Origin of the sequence: Oenococcus oeni DSM 20252 = AWRIB129 (genome assembly GCF_000372485.1) — a bacterium.
GTDB classification, from domain to species: Bacteria; Bacillota; Bacilli; order Lactobacillales; family Lactobacillaceae; genus Oenococcus; species Oenococcus oeni.
Map to the genome: position 1 here is coordinate 53,672 of NZ_AQVA01000009.1, position 26,119 is coordinate 79,790.

Consider the following 26,119-nt stretch of genomic DNA (forward strand, 5'->3'; position numbering starts at 1 on the left):
TAATCAGCGACGACTTTGTCCGCCCATTTTAATCGGCTCGCTCAAAAATTTGATTCTCTCGATTATTCGCGCTGCCTTAATTGGCTCTGCAACTCCCCGAGCTATAGAAAGATATTGTTCCTGCAGAGACTTTATATCAAAATTGGAAGTAAAAAAAGTCGGTCGTTGATAATTCATCCGGTCGTCAAGAATTGCCCCAATAACGTTATCGCGGACCCAGGTCGTTAAATCACCAGCTCCCAAATCATCAAAAACAAGAATTCGGCTGTGCGCGATTTTGCGAATCAGGCGCTGCTTTTCCAGCATCTGAATTTCATTCAGGCGGTTAATCAATGCGGAGACATTCACGAAAGCTGTTTCGATATCCTTGGCAGCCAATTCGTTTAGTAAAGCCGACATCAAATAGCTTTTTCCAACACCGAAGTTTCCCCAAAGATAGATGCCCTTCTTAAATTGTTGACTTGCCGAGTAATCCTCGAAAAAAGAAATTGAAGCCAACAAAGCTTGATTTCTCTGTTCATCAACACTAAAATCGGCAAAAGTAACTTTTGCCAATTCTTTGGCTTGACCAATCCTTAACTGATTCTCAGAAACGGCATTGGCCGCTTTTTCGTAGAAAATATTGATCGTGTCGTTAACCAAAAAGAGTTCCGGATAATAATCCGGAAATAAAGGCTGCTTGATTTGATTGACAAAATCAGCCAAAACATCTGCATTATCTTTCAGTAGCCGTTTTTTATCCTGTAGATGATTTTCTGTAACGAATTTATTGACTTGTGGATTTTTTAAGATTTCGGTTAAATTCATGAGTTCTTCTTCTCATGCTGATATTTTGCCAAAGCATCTAAAGCAATTTGGTTATCTACTTTTTCAGCGGTTCCATAATCTATTTTCTTTTCCTTTTGAAGCGGTCCATTTTTAAAATTATGTTTTTCATTCTGTTTTTTTTGCCGGGACTTAATTGACAAAATTGCTTCCGCAGCATTTTTAACTTTAGCCTGCAGAAAAGAATCGGCAATTGCCTGGGAAAGAGGCGCAGGCAGATTACTTGACTCCATCCCAATTATAACTTGATGGGTCAAAATATTAATCACGTCTGGAGCTAATCCCAAGTCGAATAAATGTTCCAGATTTTTTTGCTCCGAACTCGTTACAATGCCACCACGGACCTGCTTTAATTGAGCCAAAAATTGATAAGGCGCAAGTGATTGGGCTGCCTTGACCAATTGTCGCTCGTCATTGGATAACTGCCCAGAAAGGTCAGAATCGTCCCTTTTTTCAGCCTGTTGTCGCGGCTTAGAAGCTAATTTATTAATCTGTTGACGAAAAAGACTGTGTTCAATCGTTTTTTTATCGATTAAAAGTGAATTCGCCAGTAAATCAAGTATCTGTTCCTCGGAAAAACCATAAATCAAATGCTGTGAAACAATAAAATTATGTTCCTTGGATATTTCTGTTTCGGAAACACCGTATTTTTTTAAATTATCTTCGATGATAGAAAAATCAAAATCGTCAGCATCGATATTCGGAAATGATTTTTTGGTTTTCTTGAATTGTGATTGATCTATTTTCGGTTTTTTTAAAGATAAATCGCCAAAAGCTTCATAAAAGTTCGCATTAAGCTTAATTCCAGAGAAATTGGGAAAAGTCTTTTTTGTCCCATCGACAATTATTTGAAAGCGTTCCTCGCCAACAACACTGAAGAAAAAGCTCGATAATAAATCATCGGAAAAAAAATCATCCCGAGAAAGTGGTTTTTTTAATTTGAACAACAAAGTTCGATCGTCCAGATAGCTGTTCAACAAACCAGTAGCTTCAAGTTTTTTTCTTGCATCATCAAACCCGGTTAAAGAAATATTTAAAAGATCCAACAAATCGTTTATTTGATAGGATGTTTCGCTTGAATCCAATAACTGAAAATAAGTTGAAAAAGAATCAACTCCAATCAGTGGTAGATAAAAACGGGTCAGGTTTTTAAGATCATTGCTGTCAAAACTAACGGGATTAACGATAAAATTCCAATATGAATTCAATTGTGTTTGTCTTTCAATCATGGTTCAAGCTTATTTTCAGAGATAAATTTTAGCACGCATTCCTTTAAACTGGCTTTATCGCGAGAATTATCCACGACAAAATCAGCTCTATCAACTTTCTCCTCCAAAGGCATTTGGGCCGCAATCCGGTTGATTGCCTGCTGTTCGGAAATATGATCACGCATAATAAGGCGCCTGAGTCGAGTTTTTTTATCGGCATCAACAACAATCACAGAATCCAGTTGGTTTTGCCATCCACCCTCGTAAAGCAAAGGAATATCAAGAATCAGTGTCTTGATTCTGCCCTCGTTTTCAAAAAATTCCATCTGCATCTGCATCAATTGTCTAATAGAAGGATGGGTAATTGAATTTAATGTTTTCAGCGCTTCTGGATCAGAAAAAACAATTTTTCCTAGTTCTTTTCGGTTCAAAGAAGCGCCCTTCATAATCGGTAAACCAAAAGCATTTTTGATTTCTTCTAATTCCGGGCGTCCTGGCATAACTACTTCGCGGGCTATTTGGTCAGCATCGATAATCGTATAACCAAGTTCGCGAAAAATATTGGAAACAGTCGTTTTGCCACTGCCAGTCCCACCGGTCAAACCAATTTTTTTCATCTTTATTTTTGACATTTTGGACAATAGGTCGTTCCCCTCTGTGCAACTCTAATTTTAATTAATTCGCCTCCATCGCGCTCGCACGGCTGTCCTGCTCGTCCATAGGCATGGAGCTTGTCCTGCATACGACCGGTGTGACCGGATGCATCGATAAAAGAATGAACCGTCGAACCACCGTTTTCGATCGCAAAGGCCAACTCCCGAATTATATTTTCCCGTAAATTATCAGCCTCTTCTTCACTGATTTCATTGGTTGGCCGCAAAGGGCTTATTTCGCTGAGCCATAATACTTCATCGGCATAAATATTTCCGATTCCAGCAACATTGTTTTGATCCAAAAGCAAAGCTTTGACAGCTTTTTTGGACTTTTGCAAACGATTATAGAAATAATCAAATGTCAAATCGCTCTCAACCGGTTCCGGACCCATTGACCCGATCGACTTAACTTCAACCGCTTCGTTGCCGCTTTTCACCAACTTCATTTTTCCAAATTTTCGTGTATCGTCATAAAAAACCTGTTTACCATTTTCAAGTTCAAAAATCATTTCCGTATGTTTATGCGGAGCCTCTTGAGCAGCCTCGACCGAGTACCTTCCCTCCATACGCAGATGGGAAACAATCGTCAAATTATTATCGAGACGAAAAAGAAGAAATTTACCACGTCGATCAATTCTAGAAACAGTTGAACCGACAACTTTTTCGATAAATTCTGTCCGATCGCTATCCAACAGTTTTGGATAAATAATCTTTAAATCTTTGATTTTTTCATTTTCGAAATATTTTTTTAATCCACGACGGACAGTTTCAACTTCTGGTAATTCAGGCATTTTCCTCTCCAAATAATTTTTTATAAGCTTTCAAAAGATAAGGCAAATAATTAGATGATAAATATTTAATCGCTTGATCGAAAGGCATGAACTTTGCTTGTTCAAGTTCAGACTTTTGAATCCTAATATCCTTAATCGATAGGTCGGCTTTGATAACATACCAATTGTCGAAAACAGGCCAATTACGAAAAGTTTCAACGAAATTCTCTTCAGAGAAATTGAGTTCAAGGCCAACTTCCTCTTTAACTTCTCGCTTGATCGCCGTTAGAGAATCTTCGCTGGCCAACACAGAACCACCGGTCTCAAAATCCCACTCACCAGGTCGTCCAATTTTATTAAAGGAACGTTGCTGCATTAAAATCTCATGTTGATAATTAAAAATGCTTGCATTGACAAGTGAATGCCATTCTCCAGGTTTGAAAGGCTCCCCACGATGCTTTAATCCAATTTTTCGGCCTTCTTTATTTAACAAATCCCAACTTTCTCCAAGTTTGTCGGCGCGATTATCGAATTTATTTTTCGTCATACCAGTTAACTCCATGATGTGCTTCGACACGCAGAGGGACATTTAATTTGACGGCCGAATCCATGACTTTTGGAACAAGCTCTTCTAAAATATCAATCTCCTGCTTAGGAGCTTCGAAAATCAATTCATCATGAACTTGTAAAAGCATCTTTGCCTTAAGATGATTATCGTCTAAGGCCTGCTGCATTTTAATCATGGCAATTTTAATAATGTCAGCGGCCGAACCTTGGATTGGTGTATTAGTAGCGGTTCGTTCCGCAAAAGATCTCAAATTGAAATTTTTGCTGTGAATATCCGGTAAATAACGACGGCGTTGAGCAATCGTTTCTACATACCCCTGTTTGTGAGCTAAAGCAATAATCGAATCAATCCAGTTTTTAACCTTCGGAAATTCATGAAAATAAGTCTGAATAATTTCCTTCCCTTCAATTCTTGAAGTTCCCAAGCGTTGAGCTAAACCAAAATCGGAAATTCCATAAACAATCCCAAAATTGACGGCTTTTGCACGACGACGCTGATCGAAAGTTATTTTTTGATCAGTGCTAAGACCAAAAATAGAACGAGCCGTAGCCGCGTGAATATCTTCTCCTGATTCAAAAGCTTTTTTTAAGTTTTCATCCCCAGTAACGTGAGCCAAAACACGCAGTTCAATTTGTGAATAATCGGAACCAAAAATTTCCCAGCCTTCATGGCTCGGAACAAAAGCCTTTCGAATTCGTTTTCCTTCTTCATCGCGATCGGGAATGTTCTGCATATTGGGATCAACCGAGGAAAGTCGCCCGGTTTGCGTTAGTGTCTGTAAATAGCGAGTATGAATCTTGCTATCGTCAGGATTCACAACTTCCAATAAACCCTTTACATATGTCGAATTGAGTTTTGCCAATTGTCGATATTGCAAAATCAAACCAACGAAAGGATATTTTTCGGCTAATTCTTCAAGTACATTAGCAGCAGTTGAGTAACCGGTTTTAGTTTTCTTAATCGGCGGTATTTTCATATGAGCAAAGAGCAAATCGGCCAATTGTTTTGGAGAATTAATATTAAATTCCTGACCGGCCTCCTCATAGATTTGTTTCTCCAATTCAAAAATACGTTGGTCGAATTCCTGGCCAAGTTTCTTCAACTCTGCTTGGTCAAGCTTGATACCGTTAATTTCCATTGAAGCCAGAACTTTTGACAAGGGTAATTCTATTTGCCGATACAACTCAGCCTGCTGATGATCAGAAAGTTTTTTCATAGACGGATCATGCAGTTTACTAATCGTCGAGGCCTTATTGGCCATATGAGAAAATAGAGTCTCGTTGTTTTCAGGAATTTTAAACTTAACCCCGCTTCCGTATACTTCGGCATCCGATTCAAGAAAAACATTAAAACGATTTGCTAAAGTAGCTAACTGATTATCGTTATCCGTGGTATCAAGCAAATAAGAGACCAACAAAAAATCAAAATCCAAATTATTAATTTGTAATCCAAGCCGATTAAGCAAAACAATCAACTCTTTGGCATTAAAAACATATTTCGGCAAATCACCCTTAAAAAGTTTCCTTACTACCGAGGAATTCAACAATTCAAGATCTCTACTGGCAAAATAGCCATCATTTTCGTTTCCAACTACAAAAGCTGAAATTTTAGCAGTGTGATAATTGTCGGAATCAGTCTGAAAATAGACAGTCAAATAATTCTTTATTTCCGATAAATGATCAAGATTTGCCGCTTTTAATTCTGTGACTTGAACGTTTTTTTCTTCTTCTTGGTCTTGTCCCACCATGCCGGCTTTCTGCATTGAATGAATTTTGGCCAATTGAACCTTAAAATCCAGTTCTTCATAAAAGGGAATTAATTCCTGAAAATTAATCGGTTGATTGATTAATTCCTTCATTTCCAATTCAACCGGTGCATCTGTTCGAATGGTGGCTAATTCATGTGCGCGATAAGCCGACTCTTTATCATTTAAGAGATTTTCCTTAAGCTTTGAAGTCTTCATTGAATCAATGTGCTGATAAATTCCATCAAGGCTGCCAAACTCATTTAACAATTTAATTGCCGTTTTCAAGCCGACTTTCGTCACGCCTGGATAATGATCAGATGTATCGCCGGTCAGGGACTTCATTTCAATCACTTGACTTGGGGTAATGCCGCCCCACTTTTCTGCCAAAAATTTCGGTGTATATCTATCTAATTCAGTAACGCCTTTTTTAGTGACATTCACAGAAACGTTGTCAGTGACCAATTGAGTTAAATCCCGGTCTCCAGTAATAATCGTCGTTTTCAAGCCGGCTTTTTCAGCGAGCTTTGAATAAGTACCAATAATATCATCAGCCTCAAAACCCGGTAACTCATAAGAATGGATTCCGTGTAAATCGACCATTTTTCTTAGATAAGGAAATTGTTCCGATAATTCCGGCGGTGTAGTCTGACGATCGCCTTTGTAGTCGTCAAAAATTTTGGCACGAAAAGTGGTCGCCCCTTTCCCGGCGTCCCAGGCAACCAAGGCGTAATCCGGATTCATTTTTTCAACAACCTGATCGAAAAAATTGTTGAAAGCAACTAAAGCATTGGTATGCAAGCCAGTATGAGCAACCATTCTGTCCAGTTGATTATACATAGCGTAAAAAGCTCTGAAAGCTAAGGAATTACCATCAATTAATAAAAGTGTTTTTGTCATTGCTTTTATTTTAACAGTCGTTTTCAAGCTCAAACAAAAATGCCCAACTCTGGGCATTTATTTTTATTTTTTAATATCGAACTGCCCGAGTTTTTCCGAACCGAGTTCTTTAAAGGAATAACTAATATTTTGTTCGCGCTTAAATTCTTCAAAAGCTAATTGAATTAGTTTTTCCGCCTGTTGGCTTCGATTCATTCCGGCGGCCTCAAACAAAATCGGGAAAAGACTCATATTCGTATTTCCCGGTAGTGTATTAGGCTCGCTTAGGAAAATTTCTCCATCTTTGCTCATCAGAAAATCAATCCGGGCAAATCCTTTAATTCCAAGTACTTTATAGGCTTTTACAGCCATATTCTCGAGTTCCTTGCTTTTGGCTGGAGATATTTTGGCTGGAATTTGGTACTTCATTTTTGAATTATCAACAAATTTATTTTTATAGTCAAACCATCCACTGCCATGATCCTGCCCAGGAGCCCAATGTGCTCCGATTGGGCTGGTAATGACACGATCATTGCCCAGCAAACCAATTTCCAACTCAGTTGGACTTTCAACAGCTTTTTCAACTAATAGCTTTTCATCGTACTGAAAAGAATCCCTCAAAGCATTTTCATACTCTTCAGCATTAGTAACTCGAGAAACGCCAACCGAAGAACCTTGGTTAGCAGCTTTCACAAAGACTACCTCGCCAAGTTGTTTACTTACGGAATCCCAATCGGGTTTATTTTTATCATTTTGAAAAATAACGATATATTTTGTATTTCGAATACCGTTAACTGTCATTAGTTCTTTGGTAATCACTTTATCGAAACTGATTGCATGAGCTCTAAGTCCCGATCCAACATAAGGAATGTTCATCAAACGGAACAATCCTGCTAAAGTGCCATCTTCGCCAAGATTTCCATGCACCGAGGGAAATAAAACATCCAACTTTAAATTTCTAATTGAATCAATCGGTCCAAAAATATCAGCATTTTTGTTCGGAAGACCCGCTAAAAGTTCATCTTCATCTTCACCGAAAAGAACTCTTTTAGAAGTCTCGCTATCGATCATAATCCCTTTTTTAGAAATTAATACAGGGAAAATCTGATATTTTTCCGGATCCAATGCGTCATAATAATTTTTCGCCGAACGCTTGCTAACATCGTGTTCAGATGAATTCCCGCCGAAAAAAAGGCCGACACGTATTTTTTCTGCCATATCTGCTCCTATTTAAAATAAAAAAGAAATTCTAGAAACTTAAGAATCTCATATATTCACAAACTTGTCAATCAGTTTAAATAATCTCTGGTGCTTTGAATATAATCAATAATCGAACTGGGAAAACTATCTTTTTGGAGGAGCAAAACTTGTAAAAGACGATTACGATTATAAATTTTATTCCAGCCAGCTTCAGTAGCAACTGTCATTTGAGCAGTTAAGCCTTGGTGCCAAAACTTGAGGACGCGTAAAAAGTAATCTTCGTAAATTTCATTTAAATTAGTGATATTTGCCAAATAAGCAACAATTCTAGAATCTTCTCCAGCAACAAAAGGAACTGGACAATTATGATAGCCAACCAGCAATGAAGCCAATAATAAAATCTTATCGGAACGTTTTACCGATGGATTCGCGCATAAAAGATCCCAGACATTCCCAATATTGGTAAAAGCATGTGCCCACCCTTTTTCACCGACAAAACCGCGGCCATCGTGTTCAAGCAGCGAATAAGCAATAACTTGATTGATAATTCGATCCCTCAATTGAGTATCGATAAAATGGATTTGGGCATCAGCACTTAACAACTGGCCTAAAACCAAAAGTGAAAACGACCTTTGGAAAACGCCATCATTCAAAGGCTCTAAAATGTGTCCAAAAAGTCTTTCGTCAGCTACCAAATAATTAGCCATCCAACGCATTTGTTCGGGGCTGAGAGCTTTATTAGAAATTAAATCCGTCAAAAAATAAAAAGCCCCACGATCGCGGTAAGCCGGATTAGTAGAAGCGAGTTGTCTCAAGACTTCAAAAAGCTGGTCGTCTGTCAATAAAACCTTTTTAACCTGAATGAACTTTTCAGCTGTCTTTTGCATCAAAGCCAAAGCGGTATCCCCATCATCAACAGGCTTGACAATTGTCTTGGATCTCCGGGATAAACGGCTCACCAAATTTTCCAATTGTCCATTTAGGGACTGATAAATCTTTCCACTGGATAATTTGTCTCTTGCTTGTGAAACTGTATTTTTAACTAAAGTTATCTGATCATCGATCATTTGAAATTAGTCTCTTTCTTGGCAAATTCACTTGTGAAATTGTGATATTGCATACTTAAAGTCAAACCAATACCAATCATGTTTGCTATTAATGCAGAGCCTCCTTGGCTAATAAAAGGAAGAGGAATCCCAGTCAGCGGTACCAAGCCGATACTCATACCGATGTTTTCAAAAACATGGAATAAAATCATTAAGACAACGCCGGAAACAACATAAGCATAAAAAGAATTCTTCGTATCAAAGACTCTCCGGATCATGCTATAAATCAGGAAAAAGTACAACGCAATTAAAACAAAACCGCCGACAAAACCCAAGCCTTCGCCAATAACGGAGAAGATCATATCAGACTCACGAACCGGGACATAAACTGTAATATTATTCAGACCATTTCCGAAAATACGACCGGAACCAATTGCCTTTATAGACTGATAAAGTTGGTAACCGGACGAATTTGTATCGTTGCCGCTGGGATCAAGCCAATCATCTATTCGTGCAAATTGATATGATTCGAATCCGAGCTGAGTTAGAAAATTTCGTCCAGGAGTCGTTGTAACGGCAAAAATAGCCAGTGCGCCAATCGTTCCGAAAGCACCGACAATTGGTACCAAAATACGATTCAAAATACCGGAAACAAGAAAAATTCCTCCAAAAATGGCAACGAAAACTAAAGTTGAACCAAAATCATGCTGTAGAAGCATCAAAACAATGACAGGTATTGTAATTCCCGACATTTTCGCGATTAGCAAAAAGTCCGAAGAAAGCGTATGAACGGAATAATTTTGATTATGTGTGTAAACAACTCTCGCCAACATTAAAATTAAAGCAGGTTTCATTACCTCCGAAGGCTGAAAAGTCAGGCTGCCAATTGCCAACCAAGATTTAGCGTTGGTTGTTGCTTCAAGAGATCTACTATAAGCAAACAAAACGAATACCAACAGAAAAATTCCTAAAGCATAAGCAACCGGAGCGAACCTGAAAAGTTGCTGAGAATCAAGGTGCATCAAAAAAATAGCGATACTCCACCCAAATGCCCACCATAAGCACTGGACAAACATGGATTTAACAATTGAACCACTAGAATCAGCCTTTAGCGCCAAAAATATGGAAACAAAACCAATTGCCATTAAAGCGATTAAAACAAAAATGATCCGCCAATCAATTCGTGAATCATCTCGCCAATGAAAAGTTGTGCCTCTGTTTTTTAAATTTAAATTCTGCATTATTTATTAATTAAGCTTGCCGCAAATTAAAATTGGAAATCACGGCCATAACTGCCTGATCCTGTTTTTTAAAATCACCAAGAAAATTGTCCCAAGAATTTTTAGCCGAATACAAATCATTTTGCAAAGTTACATTGCCGATTGTCTTGCCGGCAATTAAAACATTGATAATCGCTCCGTCCTCAACCAATTCTACTTGATAATTTTTTTCACGATTAGACATTCAGCTAGTTCTCAACTTTATTGATGTGAATATTATTTGATTCAATTTGAGTTTCCTGATCAAGTTTTTTCTTGTAAGAAGGATTACCGATTCCAAGAATTTGATGCGAATTATGGCGTTCGCGTTTCGCATATTCGAGTAAAGTTCCGGCGCCTTTGGCAACGTTGTCAAGCGGAGATTCCGAAATATTTACCGGTACGTGCAATTCCTGCTGCAATAAGGTATCAATACCGCCGCCTTTAACCTTCGAACCAAGCAAAGCGCCACCGCCGGTTAGCATAATTCCACGATCGATAATATCGCCAGCAAGACCAGGTTGAATTTCACCAAGAATTTCCTTGGCCGAACGAACGATTGTATTTAAAGTAGCATGCATTGCTTCTTCAATATCGTTAGAATCAATCGTAACCTGTTTTGGCAGTCCCTTAACGGAATTGGCATCGTTCAAATCCTGACCACGAATTGTCATTTCAATTGGATTGGTAACCTGCAAAGAAGATCCGACATCCTGTTTGATTCTTTCAGCCATTGGCATTCCAATCAGAATACCAAACTGAAGACGTAAATAACGAATAATATCCTGAGTTAATTGGTCTCCAGCCATCCGCAAGGATCTGCTGGCAACAATATCTCCACCGGATAAAACAGCTATATCGGAGGTCCCACCACCAATATCGATTACCATACTACCGACAAAGTCAAAAATATCCAAACCAGCACCGACAGCCGCTACTTTTGGCTCGTATTCAAGATAAACATTAGTCCCGCCGGCAGACTGAGCCGCTTGGATAATAGCCTTTCTTTCGATTTCTGTAATATTAGTCGGAGCACAAACCATAATATTAGGACGGCTCATCCATCCTTTGACACGCAATTGGTTGACAAAAGTAGTCAGCATTGCTTCGGTCGCATCAAAATCAGAAATGACACCATCTTTTAATGGACGGACGACACGAATATCCTGATTTCCACGATCGATCCATTTATAAGCATCAGAGCCAATTGCCAAGACCTTATCAGTTTTAACATCGATTGCAACTACTGATGGTTCGTTTAAAGCGATCCCTTGACCTTCAACATAGATCAAGACATTCGCTGTTCCTAAATCAATTCCAATATCTTTAGCCATAAAACCTCGCTGTCAATTATAGCACGGCATTTTTTCCTCTAGTGTTGAAAACTTTTACTAAAAGTAATGATTAAATTTCCCATTGTTAAAAAGAAATTAGCAACAAAATAACCGATTATAATTGCTAAAAAAGCACGTAAAAGCCTAACTTGATGCCTGGCATCTTTTAAAACGAATTTCTCAAATTCAATATTTTGTAAACTCCAAAAAGCCATATATACACAAATAAGTGTAAAAATAAATTGAAAAAAACTTTGCATGTAATGATTGTATACAAAAAAAGCACAGTAAACTGTGCTTTTACAAGAACTTATTTTACCGAACTTTCGAAGTGTTAATTCGATTAATCGCTCGAGCCAAAGCTACTCGGGCACGAGCCCTCTCATCAGCTGTCTTAGCATTTTGAGCACGAGCCTTTGCCCGCTGTTCAGCAGCATGAGCACGATTAACATCAATATCCTCGGCATTCTCGGCCGAATCGGCAACAACGGTTAATACGTTATTGCTGAATTCAGCAAAACCGCCGTTCACCGTGTACAAATCTTCTTTTTCGCCACGATGGATACGCATTTGTGAAATCTTCAGAGCAACGACAATCGGTACATGATTCGCCATTATACCCATTTGCCCAATAGAAGTATCCAAAACGGTCAAATTAACATCCGACTGATTATAAGCGGTACCATCCGGGGTAACAATGCTGATCGTTAATTTATTTTTAGTTGTCGAACCGTCTTCTGCCATAAATCAACTATATCTAGCTTTCCAGCTTTTTAGCCTTTTCAACTGCTTGTTCTATCGTACCAACATTTCTAAATGCTTCTTCAGGAAGATCGTCATGCTTGCCATCAAGAATTTCCTTAAATCCACGAACTGTGTCCTCAACCGGAACATACTGTCCAGGAACGCCGGTAAACTGTTCAGCAACAGAAAAAGGCTGACTTAAGAAGAATTGGATACGACGAGCACGATTAACGATCGTTTTCTCTTCATCAGACAATTCATCCATTCCTAGAATCGAAATGATATCCTGCAACTCCTTATAACGCTGCAAGAAATGTTGAACCTGTGTAGCAACCTCATAGTGATCTTCACCAACAATATCAGGTGTTAAAGCACTAGAAGTAGATTCCAATGGATCAACAGCGGGATAAATACCTTGTTGTGTTAGAGACCGCTCCAAATTGGTTGTAGCATCCAAATGAGCAAAAGTTGTTGCCGGAGCCGGATCAGTATAATCATCAGCCGGAACGTAAACCGCTTGAATTGAAGTAACTGATCCCTTCTTAGTTGAAGTAATCCGTTCCTGCAGTTGACCCATTTCCGTAGCTAATGTCGGCTGGTAACCAACGGCTGAAGGAATACGGCCAAGTAAAGCAGAAACTTCCGAACCGGCTTGTGTGAACCTAAAGATGTTATCAATAAATAAGAGAACATCCTTACCTTCTTGATCACGAAAATCTTCGGCCATCGTCAGTCCAGTCAAACCGACACGCATACGCGCTCCAGGCGGCTCGTTCATTTGTCCATAGACCATGGCGGTATTTTTAAGAACACCGCTTGCCTTCATTTCGTAATACATATCATTGCCTTCACGAGTACGTTCACCAACTCCGGTAAAGACAGAAATTCCATTATGGCCCTGAGCGATATTATGAATTAATTCCTGAATTAAAACAGTCTTACCAACGCCGGCGCCACCAAATAGTCCAGTTTTTCCACCACGCAAATAGGGCTCAAGTAAATCAATAACTTTGATACCTGTTTCAAGTACTTCGGCTGAAGTTGCCAATTCATCATACTTTGGCGCCGAACGATGAATCGGATGGCGGTCAACGCTATTAGGAATTGGATCTCCTCCATCAACAGGCTCACCAAGAACATTAAAGACACGTCCCAACGTCGCTTCTCCAACCGGAACTTCAATAGGAGCACCGGTATCAAGAACCTTCATGCCACGAGTCAATCCATCTGTCGAATCCATCGCAATCGTCCGAACTACACTGTCGCCAAGATCAATTGAAACTTCGATAGTCAATTCAGAACCATCAATTCGTTGAACCTTTAAAGCATTGTTGATATCAGGAAGTTTCTTATTATCAGGAAACTGGACATCTACAATCGGTCCGATAACCTGAAGAACAGTTCCTTCAGCCAAATCCTTTTCATTCGAAACAGAGGCCTTAGTTTGAGTAGACTTTGAACCACGGGTTCTTTTAGCAACTTTGCTCGTACTTGAAGCAGTAGCTTTTGTTGTTTTCTTTTCTGCCATCTATTTCTCCTTTCTTACTGTAATGCAGCCATTCCACCAGTGATCTCTGTGATCTCTGTCGTAATTGCTGCCTGTCTAGCACGATTATATTTCAACTCGAGAGTAGAAATCAAATCTTTCGCATTATCTGTCGCTGCCCGCATCGCACTTGCAGAAGCTGCATGCTCTGCTGTTTTCGCATCCAAAATCGCTCCATACAACAAAGATTGCGCAAATTGCGGCAAAACAATTTTTAACAAACTTTCAGGTGCCGGTTCAAATTCGTAAATACTGGATTGGCCCTTATATTTGTCTGCTGTAAGATTGCCCTTTTCATCGCGTTGAAAATTCTCCGATCTTATCGGTAGAATCTGTTGGTTAACAACATCATTTTTCAAACGATTAATAAAATGATTAAAGACTAATTCCAAGGCATCAAATTTACGAGCAGCATATTGTTTCGTAACTTCTTTGACCAAGTCAGAAACTTCCCAGAACTTTGGAACATCAGTGATATCCCGATTTTCAAAAGCGATAGTGAAGCCTCTTTTAGCATAATAATCAGAACCCTTGCCCCCAAGTGCAAAAATAACAGCATTTTCCTTGGTCAACTTTTGTTCACGCATAATCTGGTCGGTTCGTTTCAAAACTTGGTTATTATAGCCGCCGACCAAGCCCCGATCAGAAGTAATCACAAGAATTGCCGTGGTTTTAACTGGACGTTGCGTAATAAAAGGAATCGAAGATCCATTTTGATGCTCAAGCAAATGTGCCGCAGCAAGGTGGGCAACAATCGCTTCAACATGATTAGCATAATCGAGATATCCGGACGTATGCTTCTGAATCTGAATGAGTTTACTCGAACTGACCATCTGCATCGCGCTCGTAATCTGACTGGTTTTTTTAGTTGAATCAATCCGACGACGAATATCTTGAAGGCTAGCCATTATTTATTAGCCTCTTGTTTTGTTGAGGGAGCAACATAGTCAGTTGGTTCAACTGACTTAGAAAAATGCTTCTTAAAATCATCAATTGCCGAATTTATATCTTTTTCGTCAGGCAAGTTTCCAGTTTTTTTGATTGCAGCAAAAATCTTCTTATATGACTTATCACCAGAAACAAAATCAATTAATTCTTTTTGGAATCTTTGAATATCGGAAACATCGATATCATCCAAATATCCGTGTGTCAAAGCATACAAAACAATTACTTGATGTTCAACCGGCATCGGTTGATGCAAAGGCTGATTAAGGACCTCAACAGTTCGACGGCCACGAGCCAATTTTGCCTGTGTTGGCGCATCGAGATCAGATCCAAATTGAGCAAAGGCTTCAAGCTCATGATAAGAAGCCAAATCAAGACGCAGAGTACCGGAAACCTTCTTCATCGCTTTAATCTGCGCATCTCCACCGACACGAGAAACAGAAGTTCCTGCATCAATCGCAGGACGGTTGCCCGAATAAAACTGATCAGCATCCAAAAAGATCTGCCCATCGGTAATAGATATAACGTTGGTCGGAATATAAGCTGAAACATCACCGGCTTGAGTTTCAATAATCGGTAAAGCCGTCATTGAACCACCGCCTAGTTCGTCACTCAATTTAGCAGCGCGTTCAAGTAATCGGCTATGCAAATAGAAAACATCGCCAGGATAAGCCTCACGTCCGGGCGGACGCCTCAAAATCAAAGAAAGCTCACGATATGCCGTTGCTTGCTTGCTCAAGTCATCGTAAACAATAAGAACATGTTTGCCATTATACATAAAGTATTCGCCGAGCGCTGCACCGACATAAGGCGCCAAATACAGCATTGGAGCAGGCTCTGAAGGGGCAGCTGAAACAACGATCGTATAATCGAGGGCACCCATTTCGCGTAAAGTCTCGACCTGAGTCCTAACTGTCGAATCCTTTTGTCCAATGGCAACATAAACAACAATCATGTCTTGATCTTTTTGATTTAGAATTGTATCAATCGCCAGAGAAGTTTTACCGGTCTTACGATCTCCGATAATCAATTCACGTTGTCCTCTTCCAATTGGAACCAAAGCATCAATAACCTTGATACCGGTTTGAAGCGGTTCGAAAACAGATTTACGCTGCATAACACCAGGTGCCTTAAATTCAACTGGACGAGTGTGCTTCGTTTTAATTGCACCATTCCCATCAATTGGCTGACCGAGTGCATTAACAACACGACCGATCATCTCATCGCCAACCGGAACTTCCATAACTTTACCAGTTCTTTTAACGGTGTCACCTTGACTAATTCCATCAAAATCACCTAAAACAATGATTCCAACTTCAGACTCCTCAAGGTTTTGTGCCATACCATAGACGCCGTTTTCAAACTCAACCAATTCGCCCGACATAACATTAGCCAAACCGCTGGCACGCGCAACACCATCACCAACATAGGTAACAGTTCCGACTTCGTCAATCTTTAATGTAGAATCATATTTCTCCAGTTGTTGTTTAATTAACGAACTGATTTGATCTGATTTAATTGCCATCTATTACTCCTTTCCGACAGCCTGCTTAATGTGGTTATTCAGCTGTACTAACTTATTTTTTATTGATCCATCAATAGTTTTTGAGCCAGCGGTCAAAATTACACCAGCAATTACATTAGGATCGACAACATTTTTTACCTCAACATGTTGATAGCCAAACTTTTTCTGGGCAATTTTGCTTAATCTCTTGCTTTGCTCAGCCGTGATTGGAATCGCAGTCTTTGCAATTACCAAAGAATGATTGTTAGAAGCACTAACGCGTTGATCAAGATTCTCGACAATTTCTTCCAAAAGAGAAAAATGACGATTATCGGCAAGTGTTTCCAAAAAATTCTTCGTCGTTGTAGAACATCCCTTGCCCAATATTCCAATAAAAGCTTCCTGTTGTTGGCTTGAAACAGACACATCATCCAAGGTTTGCGCAAGTTCTTTATTACGTTCAAAAACAAGTTCGATAACTTGTAACTCCGATAAAACTTTGGCAGTTTGTTTCCCGGAAACTTCCATCAAAGCTTCGGCATAATTATTAATGACTCTGTTCTCATTAAAAGCCATTAGGATTTCTCCTTAACAGAACTATTTTCCTGCTGCTTTTCAAGTTCTGAAATAAAATCATCAATTAGTGCCTTATGCTTGGAAGCCGTGATCTCCTTAGCGATAATACGTGAAGCAATCGAAACAGACAGATCGGCAATCTCATCTTTAGCAGAGTCAAGTGCGTCATCTTTAATTTGACGAGCATCTATCTGGGCCTGACGATTAATAGAATCTGCATGAGCTTGAGCTAAATCGACAATTTTCTTGCTTTGTTCTTCTGACGACTTTCTAGCATTTTCCATTAAAGCAGTTGCCTGAGATTGACTCTCTTTTAAATTAGTATCAGCAACGGTTTGAAGCTTTTTCGCTTCATTTTTCGACTTAGCGGCTGAATCCAAATCATCATTAATTTGGTTTGCTCGAGCATCCATAATTTTAGTAATTGGACCCCAGGCAAGCTTCTTCAAGATGAACATGAGCAAGATGAAAGTTAGCAACACGAAAATCGCTGAACCATCTGGTATTTGAATTGCAATTGTTGTGAGCATACTAGTCATCCCTCCTTAAAATAATTATTCGTTGATTAAAACAAACGACATAGCAATAACGATAATCGGCATAGCCTCGACTAAAGCCATTGAAATGAACATATTAGTCCTCAAATTACCTTCAAGTTCAGGCTGACGCGCAATGGACTCAATCAGTTTGGCCATCAACATACCATTTCCAATACCAGCACCAATAGCTGATCCGCATAAAGCAATACCTGCAGCAATATAATTCATAATTTACTCCTTTTATTCCTTCTTAAAATAAGATTGCATTTATTCTTTAGTGACCATCTGAGAAATATAGACACTCGTTAATGTCGCAAAGACAAAAGCCTGAATAGATCCAATTAATATACTAAACGCTTGCCAAGCTAATTCTAACGGAATCGCCAAAATAAAACTAAGTGGCGAACTGAGCTTATCACTCGGCAATGCAAATCCTGAAATTAAAGTCAACAGAATCTCACCAGCGAAAATATTTCCATAAATCCGGAGTCCGAGAGTTAAAAAGTTCGTGAATTGTTCGAGAATATTAATAGGAAACAAGACCGGAATAGGTGCCAAATAAGTATTCCTGAAATAACCTTTGTAACCAAACTTCCCAACGCCAGCAAAACGTGCAACCATTAATGTTATCAAAGCCATTGTCATGGTAACTAACGGAACTGCTGTTGGACTTTTTATTTGTGCCGAATCACTACCGAATTGAAGAAAAAGGCCCATTTGATTCGAAACAAATATAAAGAGAAACAACGTAAAAATATAAAGCCTATATGTTGATCCTTCTGCCGTTGGAATTTGGTCCTTAACAATTCGATTAGTAAAATCAATAGTCCATTCAAGAAAATTTTGTCGTTTCCCTGGACGAATACTCAATTTTCTCGACAAAAATATCACGATTGCCAAAACCAATACGAAGGCCATGGACGTTGAAATAATCGTCGTCCAATCAAAAGTTAAACCTAAGAATTGGAAGGTCTTCAGTGTACCACTGGGCATACAATCACCTCTTTTCCATAAATCACATTGTAACTCTTTTTTTTTAGTAAAAGAATTAATTTTGTTTATGTAAACGTTTCCGAAAAAAATGTTTTATCTTTGCGATATGCTTGTCTAAGGGTAAAGAATGAATAAAAAAATTATTGAAAAAGAAATCCTTTCTAAAGTGATCAAAAAAAGAAAGGAAGAGTCAAATAAAACAAACTACGGACGGATTCTTTTGATATGTGGAAGCCAATCTTTCGGTGGAGCTGCAATTATGGCGAGCAAAGCAGTGGTATATTCCGGCGCAGGTCTCGTTACGCTCGCTTCGGATATGATTAATCGAGCACCGTTTTTATCATCCGTATCTGAAGCAATGTTTTTGGATTATACAAGAACCGATAAACTAATTAATTCAATCGCAAAATCCGATGTAATTCTAATTGGATCTGGATTGGAGGATTCTGATTTTAGTTTCAGCTTATTGAAATTAGTTTTTCAAAATGCAAAAACAAATCAGCTTTTAGTTCTTGACGGAACAGCTCTCTCAATGATCGGAAAAAGGAACTTAAATATTCCGAAGAAACCGACAATAATTATGACGCCCCATCAAGGTGAATGGCAAAGAGTTTCAGGACTATCCATTTCAGAGCAAGTTCCAGTTGAAAACTACAAAAAAATGGTTGATTTAAATATAGATTTTCTTGTTTTGAAAAGCTCGGCCACGGAAATTTACGCACTTCAAAATCCAAGAGAATATAAAGAATTAAATATTGGCGGCCCATTCCAAGCAATTGGCGGCATGGGCGATACCTTAGCTGGGTTAATAGCTGGTTTTCTCGGACAGTTTAAAAACGATCAAATATCGGTCATTCAAGCAGCAACTTATTTACATAGCTATATCGCTCGAAATTTGAGTCAAAAACAATATGTAACTCTTCCAACGAGAATTTCCGAACAGATTCCCACAGAAATGAAAAAAATCATTCAGACTTCCAAGTATTAAAGATTCTAACCGCTTTATCTTCATATTTATGCATTGTATTTTTTGGTACCATCGATCCTCCGGTAGCCCAGACCATATGAGTTGCCGAATCTGGAATTTCGGATATTTCCTTGGATTGAATTAATCCACGGATTCCAACCGCCGCAGAAGGTTCTACTTCAATATTTTCCAGCTTTTTAAGCATTCCCTGATAAGCAAACATATCTGAGTCAGAAACAGTTGCAATACCGAATAATTTATCTTTCATGTATTTCCCGGCAATCATTGATGGTCTACCGACGGCAAGGCCATCAGCTGCTGTCTTACCATCAATTCCAATATCGTAAACCGAAATATCATGATTGAGTCCACTGGCCATGCCTAAAAGAACAGACGGCATGTGTGTAGGCTCAACGAAAATAGGGATAACAGCATCAGCAAATTGCAATTTTAAACCAAAAGCGACCCCACTAGGTGAACCACCCACACCAGCCGGAAGGTAAACAACTAGAGGATGTTCTTTTGAAACCTCTATTTGCATCTTTGATAACTGTTTCTTAACTCTTTCACCAGCGGTAGCATAGCCGGCAAAAAGCAATTTAGAACCTTCATCATCGATAAAATAGCTATATGGATCCCTTTGCGAGGATACACGAGCCGCCGCGACTGCATTTGAAAAATTGTCATCATAAATCTTAACTTCGACACCATTTTGACGAAGTTTGTTAATTTTCCAGTCAGTGGCATCATGGGACATGTGAATCCTTGCTTTAAATCCAAGCGTACTGGCCATTAAGCCAACGCTTAGTCCCAGATTGCCGGTGCTAGCAACCTCGATTCTCCATTGGTTGAAAAGCTTTCGATACTTATCTTTTCGAAGGTCTTGATAATTATCTTTTTTTAAATCAAAACCATTTTCAATTGCTATTTTTTCAGCAAAACATAATACTTCATAAATTCCGCCCCGACTTTTAATCGAACCACTTACAGGCATTAAATCGTCTCTCTTAATAAGAAGAGAACCTTTAACTGAAAGCAAATCTTTGATTGAATCCATTCTTTGAATTGGGGATTCAATAATGCCTTTACTTCGCTTAGTATCTGAAAAAACCGACTCTAAATAGGGTGCAAAACGTTCCAAACGACGATTAGCCTGAAAAATCGTTTCCCGGTTCACATCCAGGTCGGGTAATTCATCTCCATAATTAGGATTTTTCCAAAAGATTTCTTGATAGTTTTTTAAATTCAATAAAAATTGATCATTAAGATTCAATTTCTTTTTCAATAAAGTCTCTGTCATTTCGCCCTCGTATACCTGCTTAATTATAATGATCGAGTCAGTCGGCAGACAAATCCTGTGAGGATAATTAACACGAATCAAAGCAATCGTTAAAGTCGTAGGCTGGGCAAAAAAAAACACCCAAACGGGTGAATTGCATCGCATCGACCTAACCTTGCAACAGGCGTTCCTGTAACTACTTTGGGCCCTGACAAGCTTAACTTCTGTGTTCGGAATGGGAACAGGTGTGACCTCATCGGAATTAACACGACACTCAGTACTTGCGCGCTGATAACCGAATAGTAATTTAACACTGTTAATCAAGCAATTGAACCAAACCACTTACTTGGTTAAGTCCTCGACCTATTAGTACTAGTCCGCTCCATGCATCACTACACTTCCACTTCTAGCCTATCTACCTGATCGTCTCTCAGGGGTCTTACTTCTGACGAATGGGAAATCTCATCTCGAGGTTAGTTTCTCACTTAGATGCTTTCAGCGATTATCTAATCCATACGTAGCTACCCAGCGGTGCTCTTGGCAGAACAACTGGTACACCAGAGGTATGTCCATCCCGGTCCTCTCGTACTAAGGACAGATCCTCTCAAATTTCCTGCGCCCACGACGGATAGGGACCGAACTGTCTCACGACGTTCTGAACCCAGCTCGCGTACCGCTTTAATGGGCGAACAGCCCAACCCTTGGGACCGACTACAGCCCCAGGATGCGATGAGCCGACATCGAGGTGCCAAACCTCCCCGTCGATGTGGACTCTTGGGGGAGATGAGCCTGTTATCCCCGGGGTAGCTTTTGTCCGTTGAGCGATGGCCCTTCCATACGGAACCACCGGATCACTAAGTCCTACTTTCGTACCTGCTCGACTTGTCAGTCTCACAGTCAAGCTTGCTTATGCCTTTACACGCTACGAATGATTTCCAACCATTCTGAGCAAACCTTTGAGCGCCTCCGTTATCTTTTAGGAGGCGACCGCCCCAGTCAAACTGCCTGCCAGACACTGTCTTCGATCAGGATAACTGATCAGAGTTAGAACGTTCATACAACAGAGGTAGTATCTCAAGGGTGACTCAATCGAAACTAGCGTTCCGACTTCAAAGTCTCCTACCTATCCTGCACATGCAGCACAAACATTCAATATCAAGCTACAGTAAAGCTCCACGGGGTCTTTCCGTCCTGTCGCGGGTACCCAGCATCTTCACTGGAATTTAAATTTCACCGAGTCTATTGTTGAGACAGCGCCCAAATCATTACGCCTTTCATGCGGGTCGGAACTTACCCGACAAGGAATTTCGCTACCTTAGGACCGTTATAGTTACGGCCGCCGTTCACTGGGGCTTCAATTAAGACCTTCGCCGAAGCTAAGTCCTCCTTTTAACCTTCCAGCACTGGGCAGGCGTCAGCCCCTATACTTCATCTTACGATTTTGCAGAAACCTGTGTTTTTGATAAACAGTTGTTTGGGCCTATTTGCTGCGGCTGGTATAAAACCAGCAGTCCTTCTTCCGAAGTTACGGACTCATTTTGCAGAGTTCCTTAACAATAGTTCACTCGCTCACCTTAGTGTTCTCCACTCGAGTACCTGTGTCGGTTTGCGGTACGGGCAATATTTTCTTCCTACGAAACTTTTTTCAGCAGCGTGAAATCACACAATTTCCAAGTAAACTTGGTACATTCACAGCTTATCCTTAAACATAAAAGCATTTGACTCTTATGAAGACTAACTGTTTAAAACCACATCCAATAGTGGCCTGTGTTATCCTTCTGCGTCCTTCCTTCGGCAATTAAATATCGGTACAGGAATATCAACCTGTTGTCCATCGACTACGCTTTTCAGCCTCGCCTTAGGTCCCGACTAACCCCCCGCGGACGAGCCTTCCGGGGGAAACCTTACTCATTCGGTGGATAGGATTCTCACCTATCTTTCGCTACTCATACCGGAATTCTCACTAGTTAACGCTCCAACATGTCCTTACGGTCATCCTTCATCGCGTTAATTACGCTATCCTACCATGCTTACGCATCCACAGTTTCGGTAATATGCTTAGCCCCGGTACATTATCCGCGCAAGAGCACTCGACTAGTGAGCTATTACGCACTCTTTAAAGGGTGGCTGCTTCTGAGCCAACCTCCTAGTTGTCTATGCACCTTCACAACGTTTTCCACTTAGCATATATTTAGGGACCTTAACTGGTGATCTGGGCTGTTCCCCTTTTGACGATGGATCTTATCACTCACCGTCTGACTCCTGCACATACTTAGCTGGCATTCGGAGTTTATCTGATTTTGGTAACCCTTGAAGGGCCCCTAGACCAAATAGTGCTCTACCTCCAGTAAGCTAATTGCAAGGCTACACCTAAATGTATTTCGGATAGAACCAGCTATCTCCGAGTTCGATTGGAATTTCACCGCTATCCACAGTTCATCAAAGGGTTTTTTAACACCCACTTGTTCGGTCCTCCAGTAGGTATTACCCCACCTTCAACCTGACCATGGATAGGTCACTCGGTTTCGGGTCTACAACTACGTACTGATTCGCCCTATTAAGACTCGCTTTCGCTACGGCTCCAGTCTTTGCACCTTAACCTTGCACGCAATCGTAACTCTCCGGTTCATTCTACAAAAAGCACGCTCTCAGCCATTAACGGCCTCGAACTTCTTGTAAGCACACGGTTTCAAGAACTATTTCACTCCCCTTCCGGGGTTCTTTTCACCTTTCCCTCACGGTACTTGTTCGCTATCGGTCACTAGTTAGTATTTAGCCTTGGGAGATGGTCCTCCCAGATTCCGACCCAATTTCACGTGCTGGGCCGTACTCAGGATCCTGATTAGAGAGTACAAGATTTCGCATACGGGCCTGTCACCCTCTTTGGAACAGCTTCCCAACTGTTTCTGCTATCTTATACCTTTGTAACTCAACATCAGTCCTACAACCCCTGGATGCAAGCATCCAGGTTTGGGCTCTTCCGCGTTCGCTCGCCGCTACTGACGGAATCGAAATTTCTTTACTTTCCTACTGCTACTTAGATGTTTCAGTTCACAGCGTTTGCTTCATCTAATCTATGAATTCAAAAAGATGATGATCATTAAGATCGGGTTGCCCCATTCGGAAACCCCCGGGTAAGCTTACTTACAGCTAACCGAGGCATATCGTAGTTAGTCACGTCCTTCATCGCCTTCTAGTGCCAAGGCATCCACCATGCGCCCTTATTAACTTAACCTATCGATTAAAAATCGACGATTAACTAATAAATTATTTATGAGATCTATCTCTAGATTTTATTAGCGGTAACTTTTCAGTTACTTTTATCGAAGTGAATTTCTCGGTTCAATTTACCTGATGTCTCGATGTCGTAAGAGACATCAGGATTTTAATTAACAAGAAATTAAATTACTATTCAGTTATCAATGTGCAATTGGCAAAAAAATGCCAATGGAGAATATCGGGTTCGAACCGATGACCCCCTGCTTGCAAAGCAGGTGCTCTCCCAGCTGAGCTAATTCCCCAGTTGCTTGTGTTTTCAGGGCGGCGCTCTGAAAACCGAACAGAACTCAAACAAACAAACCTTGATATTTAAATCAGTGTAGTATTCCGATTATCCTTAGAAAGGAGGTGATCCAGCCGCAGGTTCTCCTACGGCTACCTTGTTACGACTTAATCCCAGTCATCGATTTTACCTTAGGCACCGGCCTCTAAAAGTTAGCCAAGCGACTTTGGGTACTTCCGACTCCCATGATTTGACGGGCGGTGTGTACAAGACCCGGGAACGTATTCACCGCGACATGCTGATTCGCGATTACTAGCGATTCCGCCTTCGTGGAGTCGAGTTGCAGACTCCAGTCCGAACTGAGAGAAGTTTTAAGAGATTAGCTTACCGTCGCCGGTTTGCGACTCGTTGTACTTCCCATTGTAGCACGTGTGTTGCCCAGGTCATAAGGGGCATGATGATCTGACGTCGTCCCCACCTTCCTCCGGTTTATCACCGGCAGTCTCATTAGAGTGCCCAACTAAATGCTGGCAACTAATAACAAGGGTTGCGCTCGTTGCGGGACTTAACCCAACATCTCACGACACGAGCTGACGACGACCATGCACCACCTGTATCCAATGTTCCGAAGAAAAGCTTTCATTACAAAAGCGATCATTGGTATGTCAAGACCTGGTAAGGTTTTTCGCGTATCTTCGAATTAAACCACATGCTCCACCGCTTGTGCGGGTCCCCGTCAATTCCTTTAAGTTTTAGCCTTGCGGCCGTACTCCTCAGGCGGGGTGCTTAATGCGTTTGCTACGTCACTAGGAGGCGGAAACCTCTTAACAACTAGCACCCATCGTTTACGGTATGGACTACCGGGGTATCTAATCCCGTTTGCTACCCATACTTTCGAGCCTCAACGTCAGTTACGATCTAGCAAGCCGCTTTCGCCACTGGTGTTCTTCCACATATCTACGCATTTCACCGCTACACATGGAGTTCCACTTGCCTCTATCGCACTCAAGTAAATCAGTTTCCAATGCAGTTCCGAGGTTGGGCCTCGGGATTTCACATCAGACTTAATAAACCGTCTGCGCTCGCTTTACGCCCAATAAATCCGGATAACGCTCGGGACATACGTATTACCGCGGCTGCTGGCACGTATTTAGCCATCCCTTTCTGGTAAGGTACCGTCAAGCTGAAAACTTTCTCTGAATTCAGTTATTCTTCCCTTACAACAGTGCTTTACGACCCGAAAGCCTTCATCACACACGCGGCGTCGCTCCGTCACACTTTCGTGCATTGCGGAAAATTCCCTACTGCAGCCTCCCGTAGGAGTTTGGGCAGTGTCTCAGTCCCAATGTGGCCGGCCAGTCTCTCAACTCGGCTACGCATCATTGCCTTGGTAGGCTTCTACCCTACCAACAAGCTAATACGCCGCAAGACCATCCTCTAGCGATCCAAAAGGACCTTTCAAACAGATCACATGTGTGATTTGTTGTTACGCGGTATTAGCATCTGTTTCCAAATGTTATCCCCCACTAAAGGGCAGGTTTCTTACGTGTTACTCACCAGTTCGCCACTCTAGTCATTGCCTCACTTCACCCGAAGGATCAATTCAGCGGCTAGCGTACGACTTGCATGTATTAGGCACGCCACCAGCGTTCATCCTGAGCCAGGATCAAACTCTCAATTTAAAAAGTTTGAACTTAGCGTTCATAATGAATTACTGACTGTTTGTTTTACCAAACGTTGTTACGTAATTTATTGTTTTTGTATTACGAATTGACTTCGCAAATTAATTAATTTGTTCATATCTATTTGCATAAATATGAATCCCTACACAATTTGTTTGTCTTTGTTCTGTTCAGTTTTCAAAGTGCTGCGTCACTTCAAAAGCAACCTTTATATCNTGCCAGAGAAGCAAGCGAATGTCAAGACTTTTTCAACAATTTCTTGAGAAAAGAAATCTTTTAAGTCCGCCGCGCTCCCTGAGCTGACTTAAATATATTACAGCCATTTAAACCGAAGGTCAATAGGAAAATGAAAAAAA

22 protein-coding genes, 1 tRNA gene and 3 rRNA genes are annotated in these 26,119 nt (G+C 40.5%); 1 reads left to right on the top strand and 25 read right to left on the bottom strand.

Going from position 1 to position 26,119, the window contains the following annotated elements:
- Positions 1 to 3 precede the first annotated feature (3 nt).
- The 20 genes from zapE to atpB all read right to left on the bottom strand — a co-directional run bounded on the left by zapE (position 4) and on the right by atpB (position 18,333).
- Positions 4 to 807 carry an AFG1/ZapE family ATPase gene (gene zapE, locus A3G9_RS0107010; RefSeq protein WP_002820141.1) on the bottom strand — a complete coding sequence of 268 codons (804 nt, stop codon included), beginning with the start codon at positions 805 to 807 and terminating at the stop codon, positions 4 to 6.
- Positions 804 to 2,054, bottom strand: coding sequence for a DnaD domain protein (locus A3G9_RS0107015; protein WP_002820142.1), 1,251 nt, complete (start codon positions 2,052 to 2,054; stop codon positions 804 to 806). Before A3G9_RS0107015 ends, zapE begins: the two co-directional genes overlap by 4 nt.
- Positions 2,051 to 2,674, bottom strand: coding sequence for a dephospho-CoA kinase (coaE, locus tag A3G9_RS0107020; protein WP_002821595.1), 624 nt, complete (start codon positions 2,672 to 2,674; stop codon positions 2,051 to 2,053). Before coaE ends, A3G9_RS0107015 begins: the two co-directional genes overlap by 4 nt.
- The gene (gene mutM / locus A3G9_RS0107025) at positions 2,653 to 3,477 is read right to left on the bottom strand and encodes a bifunctional DNA-formamidopyrimidine glycosylase/DNA-(apurinic or apyrimidinic site) lyase (RefSeq protein WP_002820147.1); all 825 of its coding nucleotides are present in this window, start codon (positions 3,475 to 3,477) and stop codon (positions 2,653 to 2,655) included. Before mutM ends, coaE begins: the two co-directional genes overlap by 22 nt.
- Positions 3,470 to 4,003, bottom strand: a complete 534-nt coding sequence (locus A3G9_RS0107030) for an NUDIX hydrolase (RefSeq protein ID WP_002821594.1) — start codon at positions 4,001 to 4,003, stop codon at positions 3,470 to 3,472. Before A3G9_RS0107030 ends, mutM begins: the two co-directional genes overlap by 8 nt.
- Complete coding sequence (polA, locus tag A3G9_RS0107035) at positions 3,990 to 6,725, bottom strand: DNA polymerase I (RefSeq protein ID WP_002821049.1); 2,736 nt, start codon at positions 6,723 to 6,725, stop codon at positions 3,990 to 3,992. Before polA ends, A3G9_RS0107030 begins: the two co-directional genes overlap by 14 nt.
- Positions 6,726 to 6,731: 6 nt before the next feature.
- Positions 6,732 to 7,865, bottom strand: a complete 1,134-nt coding sequence (locus A3G9_RS0107040; protein WP_002820152.1) for a D-alanine--D-alanine ligase family protein — start codon at positions 7,863 to 7,865, stop codon at positions 6,732 to 6,734.
- 71 nt (positions 7,866 to 7,936) lie between these two features.
- Positions 7,937 to 8,914 carry a DUF2785 domain-containing protein gene (locus A3G9_RS0107045; RefSeq protein WP_002821593.1) on the bottom strand — a complete coding sequence of 326 codons (978 nt, stop codon included), beginning with the start codon at positions 8,912 to 8,914 and terminating at the stop codon, positions 7,937 to 7,939.
- Positions 8,911 to 10,134, bottom strand: coding sequence for an FtsW/RodA/SpoVE family cell cycle protein (locus tag A3G9_RS0107050; protein WP_002820153.1), 1,224 nt, complete (start codon positions 10,132 to 10,134; stop codon positions 8,911 to 8,913). Before A3G9_RS0107050 ends, A3G9_RS0107045 begins: the two co-directional genes overlap by 4 nt.
- A 10-nt stretch (positions 10,135 to 10,144) precedes the next feature.
- Positions 10,145 to 10,357 carry a DUF2969 domain-containing protein gene (locus A3G9_RS0107055; protein ID WP_002816718.1) on the bottom strand — a complete coding sequence of 71 codons (213 nt, stop codon included), beginning with the start codon at positions 10,355 to 10,357 and terminating at the stop codon, positions 10,145 to 10,147.
- 4 nt (positions 10,358 to 10,361) lie between these two features.
- On the bottom strand, positions 10,362 to 11,486 hold the full coding sequence (gene mreB / locus A3G9_RS0107060) for a rod shape-determining protein (RefSeq protein ID WP_002821592.1): 1,125 nt from the start codon (positions 11,484 to 11,486) through the stop codon (positions 10,362 to 10,364).
- Between the two features lie 38 nt (positions 11,487 to 11,524).
- Positions 11,525 to 11,746 (bottom strand): DUF1146 family protein, encoded by a 222-nt coding sequence (locus A3G9_RS01000000109555; protein ID WP_011677536.1) that lies wholly within the window; start codon positions 11,744 to 11,746, stop codon positions 11,525 to 11,527.
- 55 nt (positions 11,747 to 11,801) lie between these two features.
- Entirely contained in the window at positions 11,802 to 12,230 is a 429-nt protein-coding gene (locus A3G9_RS0107070; protein ID WP_002818535.1) for a F0F1 ATP synthase subunit epsilon, read from the bottom strand.
- 13 nt (positions 12,231 to 12,243) lie between these two features.
- Positions 12,244 to 13,758: a F0F1 ATP synthase subunit beta gene (gene atpD, locus A3G9_RS0107075; RefSeq protein ID WP_002818534.1), complete on the bottom strand. Its 1,515-nt coding sequence runs from the start codon at positions 13,756 to 13,758 to the stop codon at positions 12,244 to 12,246.
- A 14-nt stretch (positions 13,759 to 13,772) separates the two neighbouring features.
- Positions 13,773 to 14,684 carry an ATP synthase F1 subunit gamma gene (gene atpG, locus A3G9_RS0107080; protein ID WP_002818533.1) on the bottom strand — a complete coding sequence of 304 codons (912 nt, stop codon included), beginning with the start codon at positions 14,682 to 14,684 and terminating at the stop codon, positions 13,773 to 13,775.
- Complete coding sequence (gene atpA, locus A3G9_RS0107085; RefSeq protein ID WP_002818530.1) at positions 14,684 to 16,246, bottom strand: F0F1 ATP synthase subunit alpha; 1,563 nt, start codon at positions 16,244 to 16,246, stop codon at positions 14,684 to 14,686. Before atpA ends, atpG begins: the two co-directional genes overlap by 1 nt.
- A gap of 3 nt (positions 16,247 to 16,249) precedes the next feature.
- Positions 16,250 to 16,801 carry an ATP synthase F1 subunit delta gene (gene atpH, locus A3G9_RS0107090; RefSeq protein ID WP_002816390.1) on the bottom strand — a complete coding sequence of 184 codons (552 nt, stop codon included), beginning with the start codon at positions 16,799 to 16,801 and terminating at the stop codon, positions 16,250 to 16,252.
- The gene (atpF, locus tag A3G9_RS0107095; protein ID WP_002821590.1) at positions 16,801 to 17,331 is read right to left on the bottom strand and encodes a F0F1 ATP synthase subunit B; all 531 of its coding nucleotides are present in this window, start codon (positions 17,329 to 17,331) and stop codon (positions 16,801 to 16,803) included. The genes atpH and atpF overlap by 1 nt, the downstream gene beginning before the upstream one ends.
- Positions 17,332 to 17,355: 24 nt before the next feature.
- Complete coding sequence (gene atpE, locus A3G9_RS0107100; RefSeq protein ID WP_002816393.1) at positions 17,356 to 17,568, bottom strand: F0F1 ATP synthase subunit C; 213 nt, start codon at positions 17,566 to 17,568, stop codon at positions 17,356 to 17,358.
- A gap of 39 nt (positions 17,569 to 17,607) precedes the next feature.
- A complete protein-coding gene (gene atpB, locus A3G9_RS0107105; protein ID WP_002818520.1) occupies positions 17,608 to 18,333 on the bottom strand; it encodes a F0F1 ATP synthase subunit A in 726 nt (241 codons plus the stop codon).
- A 127-nt stretch (positions 18,334 to 18,460) separates the two neighbouring features.
- Between atpB and A3G9_RS0107110 the strand changes: the two genes are divergently transcribed.
- Positions 18,461 to 19,321: an NAD(P)H-hydrate dehydratase gene (locus A3G9_RS0107110; RefSeq protein ID WP_002818518.1), complete on the top strand. Its 861-nt coding sequence runs from the start codon at positions 18,461 to 18,463 to the stop codon at positions 19,319 to 19,321.
- On the opposite strand, the gene A3G9_RS0107115 is transcribed toward A3G9_RS0107110, so the two are convergent.
- The 5 genes from A3G9_RS0107115 to A3G9_RS0107135 all read right to left on the bottom strand — a co-directional run bounded on the left by A3G9_RS0107115 (position 19,299) and on the right by A3G9_RS0107135 (position 25,763).
- Positions 19,299 to 20,600: a D-serine ammonia-lyase gene (locus A3G9_RS0107115; protein ID WP_002816395.1), complete on the bottom strand. Its 1,302-nt coding sequence runs from the start codon at positions 20,598 to 20,600 to the stop codon at positions 19,299 to 19,301. The genes A3G9_RS0107110 and A3G9_RS0107115 overlap by 23 nt on opposite strands.
- A gap of 135 nt (positions 20,601 to 20,735) precedes the next feature.
- Positions 20,736 to 20,852, bottom strand: a 5S ribosomal RNA gene (gene rrf / locus A3G9_RS0107120).
- A 73-nt stretch (positions 20,853 to 20,925) separates the two neighbouring features.
- Positions 20,926 to 23,814, bottom strand: a 23S ribosomal RNA gene (locus A3G9_RS0107125).
- A 213-nt stretch (positions 23,815 to 24,027) separates the two neighbouring features.
- Positions 24,028 to 24,100, bottom strand: a tRNA-Ala gene (locus A3G9_RS0107130).
- Between the two features lie 99 nt (positions 24,101 to 24,199).
- Positions 24,200 to 25,763 (bottom strand): 16S ribosomal RNA (locus A3G9_RS0107135).
- Together the 16S, 23S and 5S rRNA genes with 1 tRNA gene alongside form the textbook arrangement of a ribosomal RNA operon.
- Between the last annotated feature and the right edge of the window lie 356 nt (positions 25,764 to 26,119).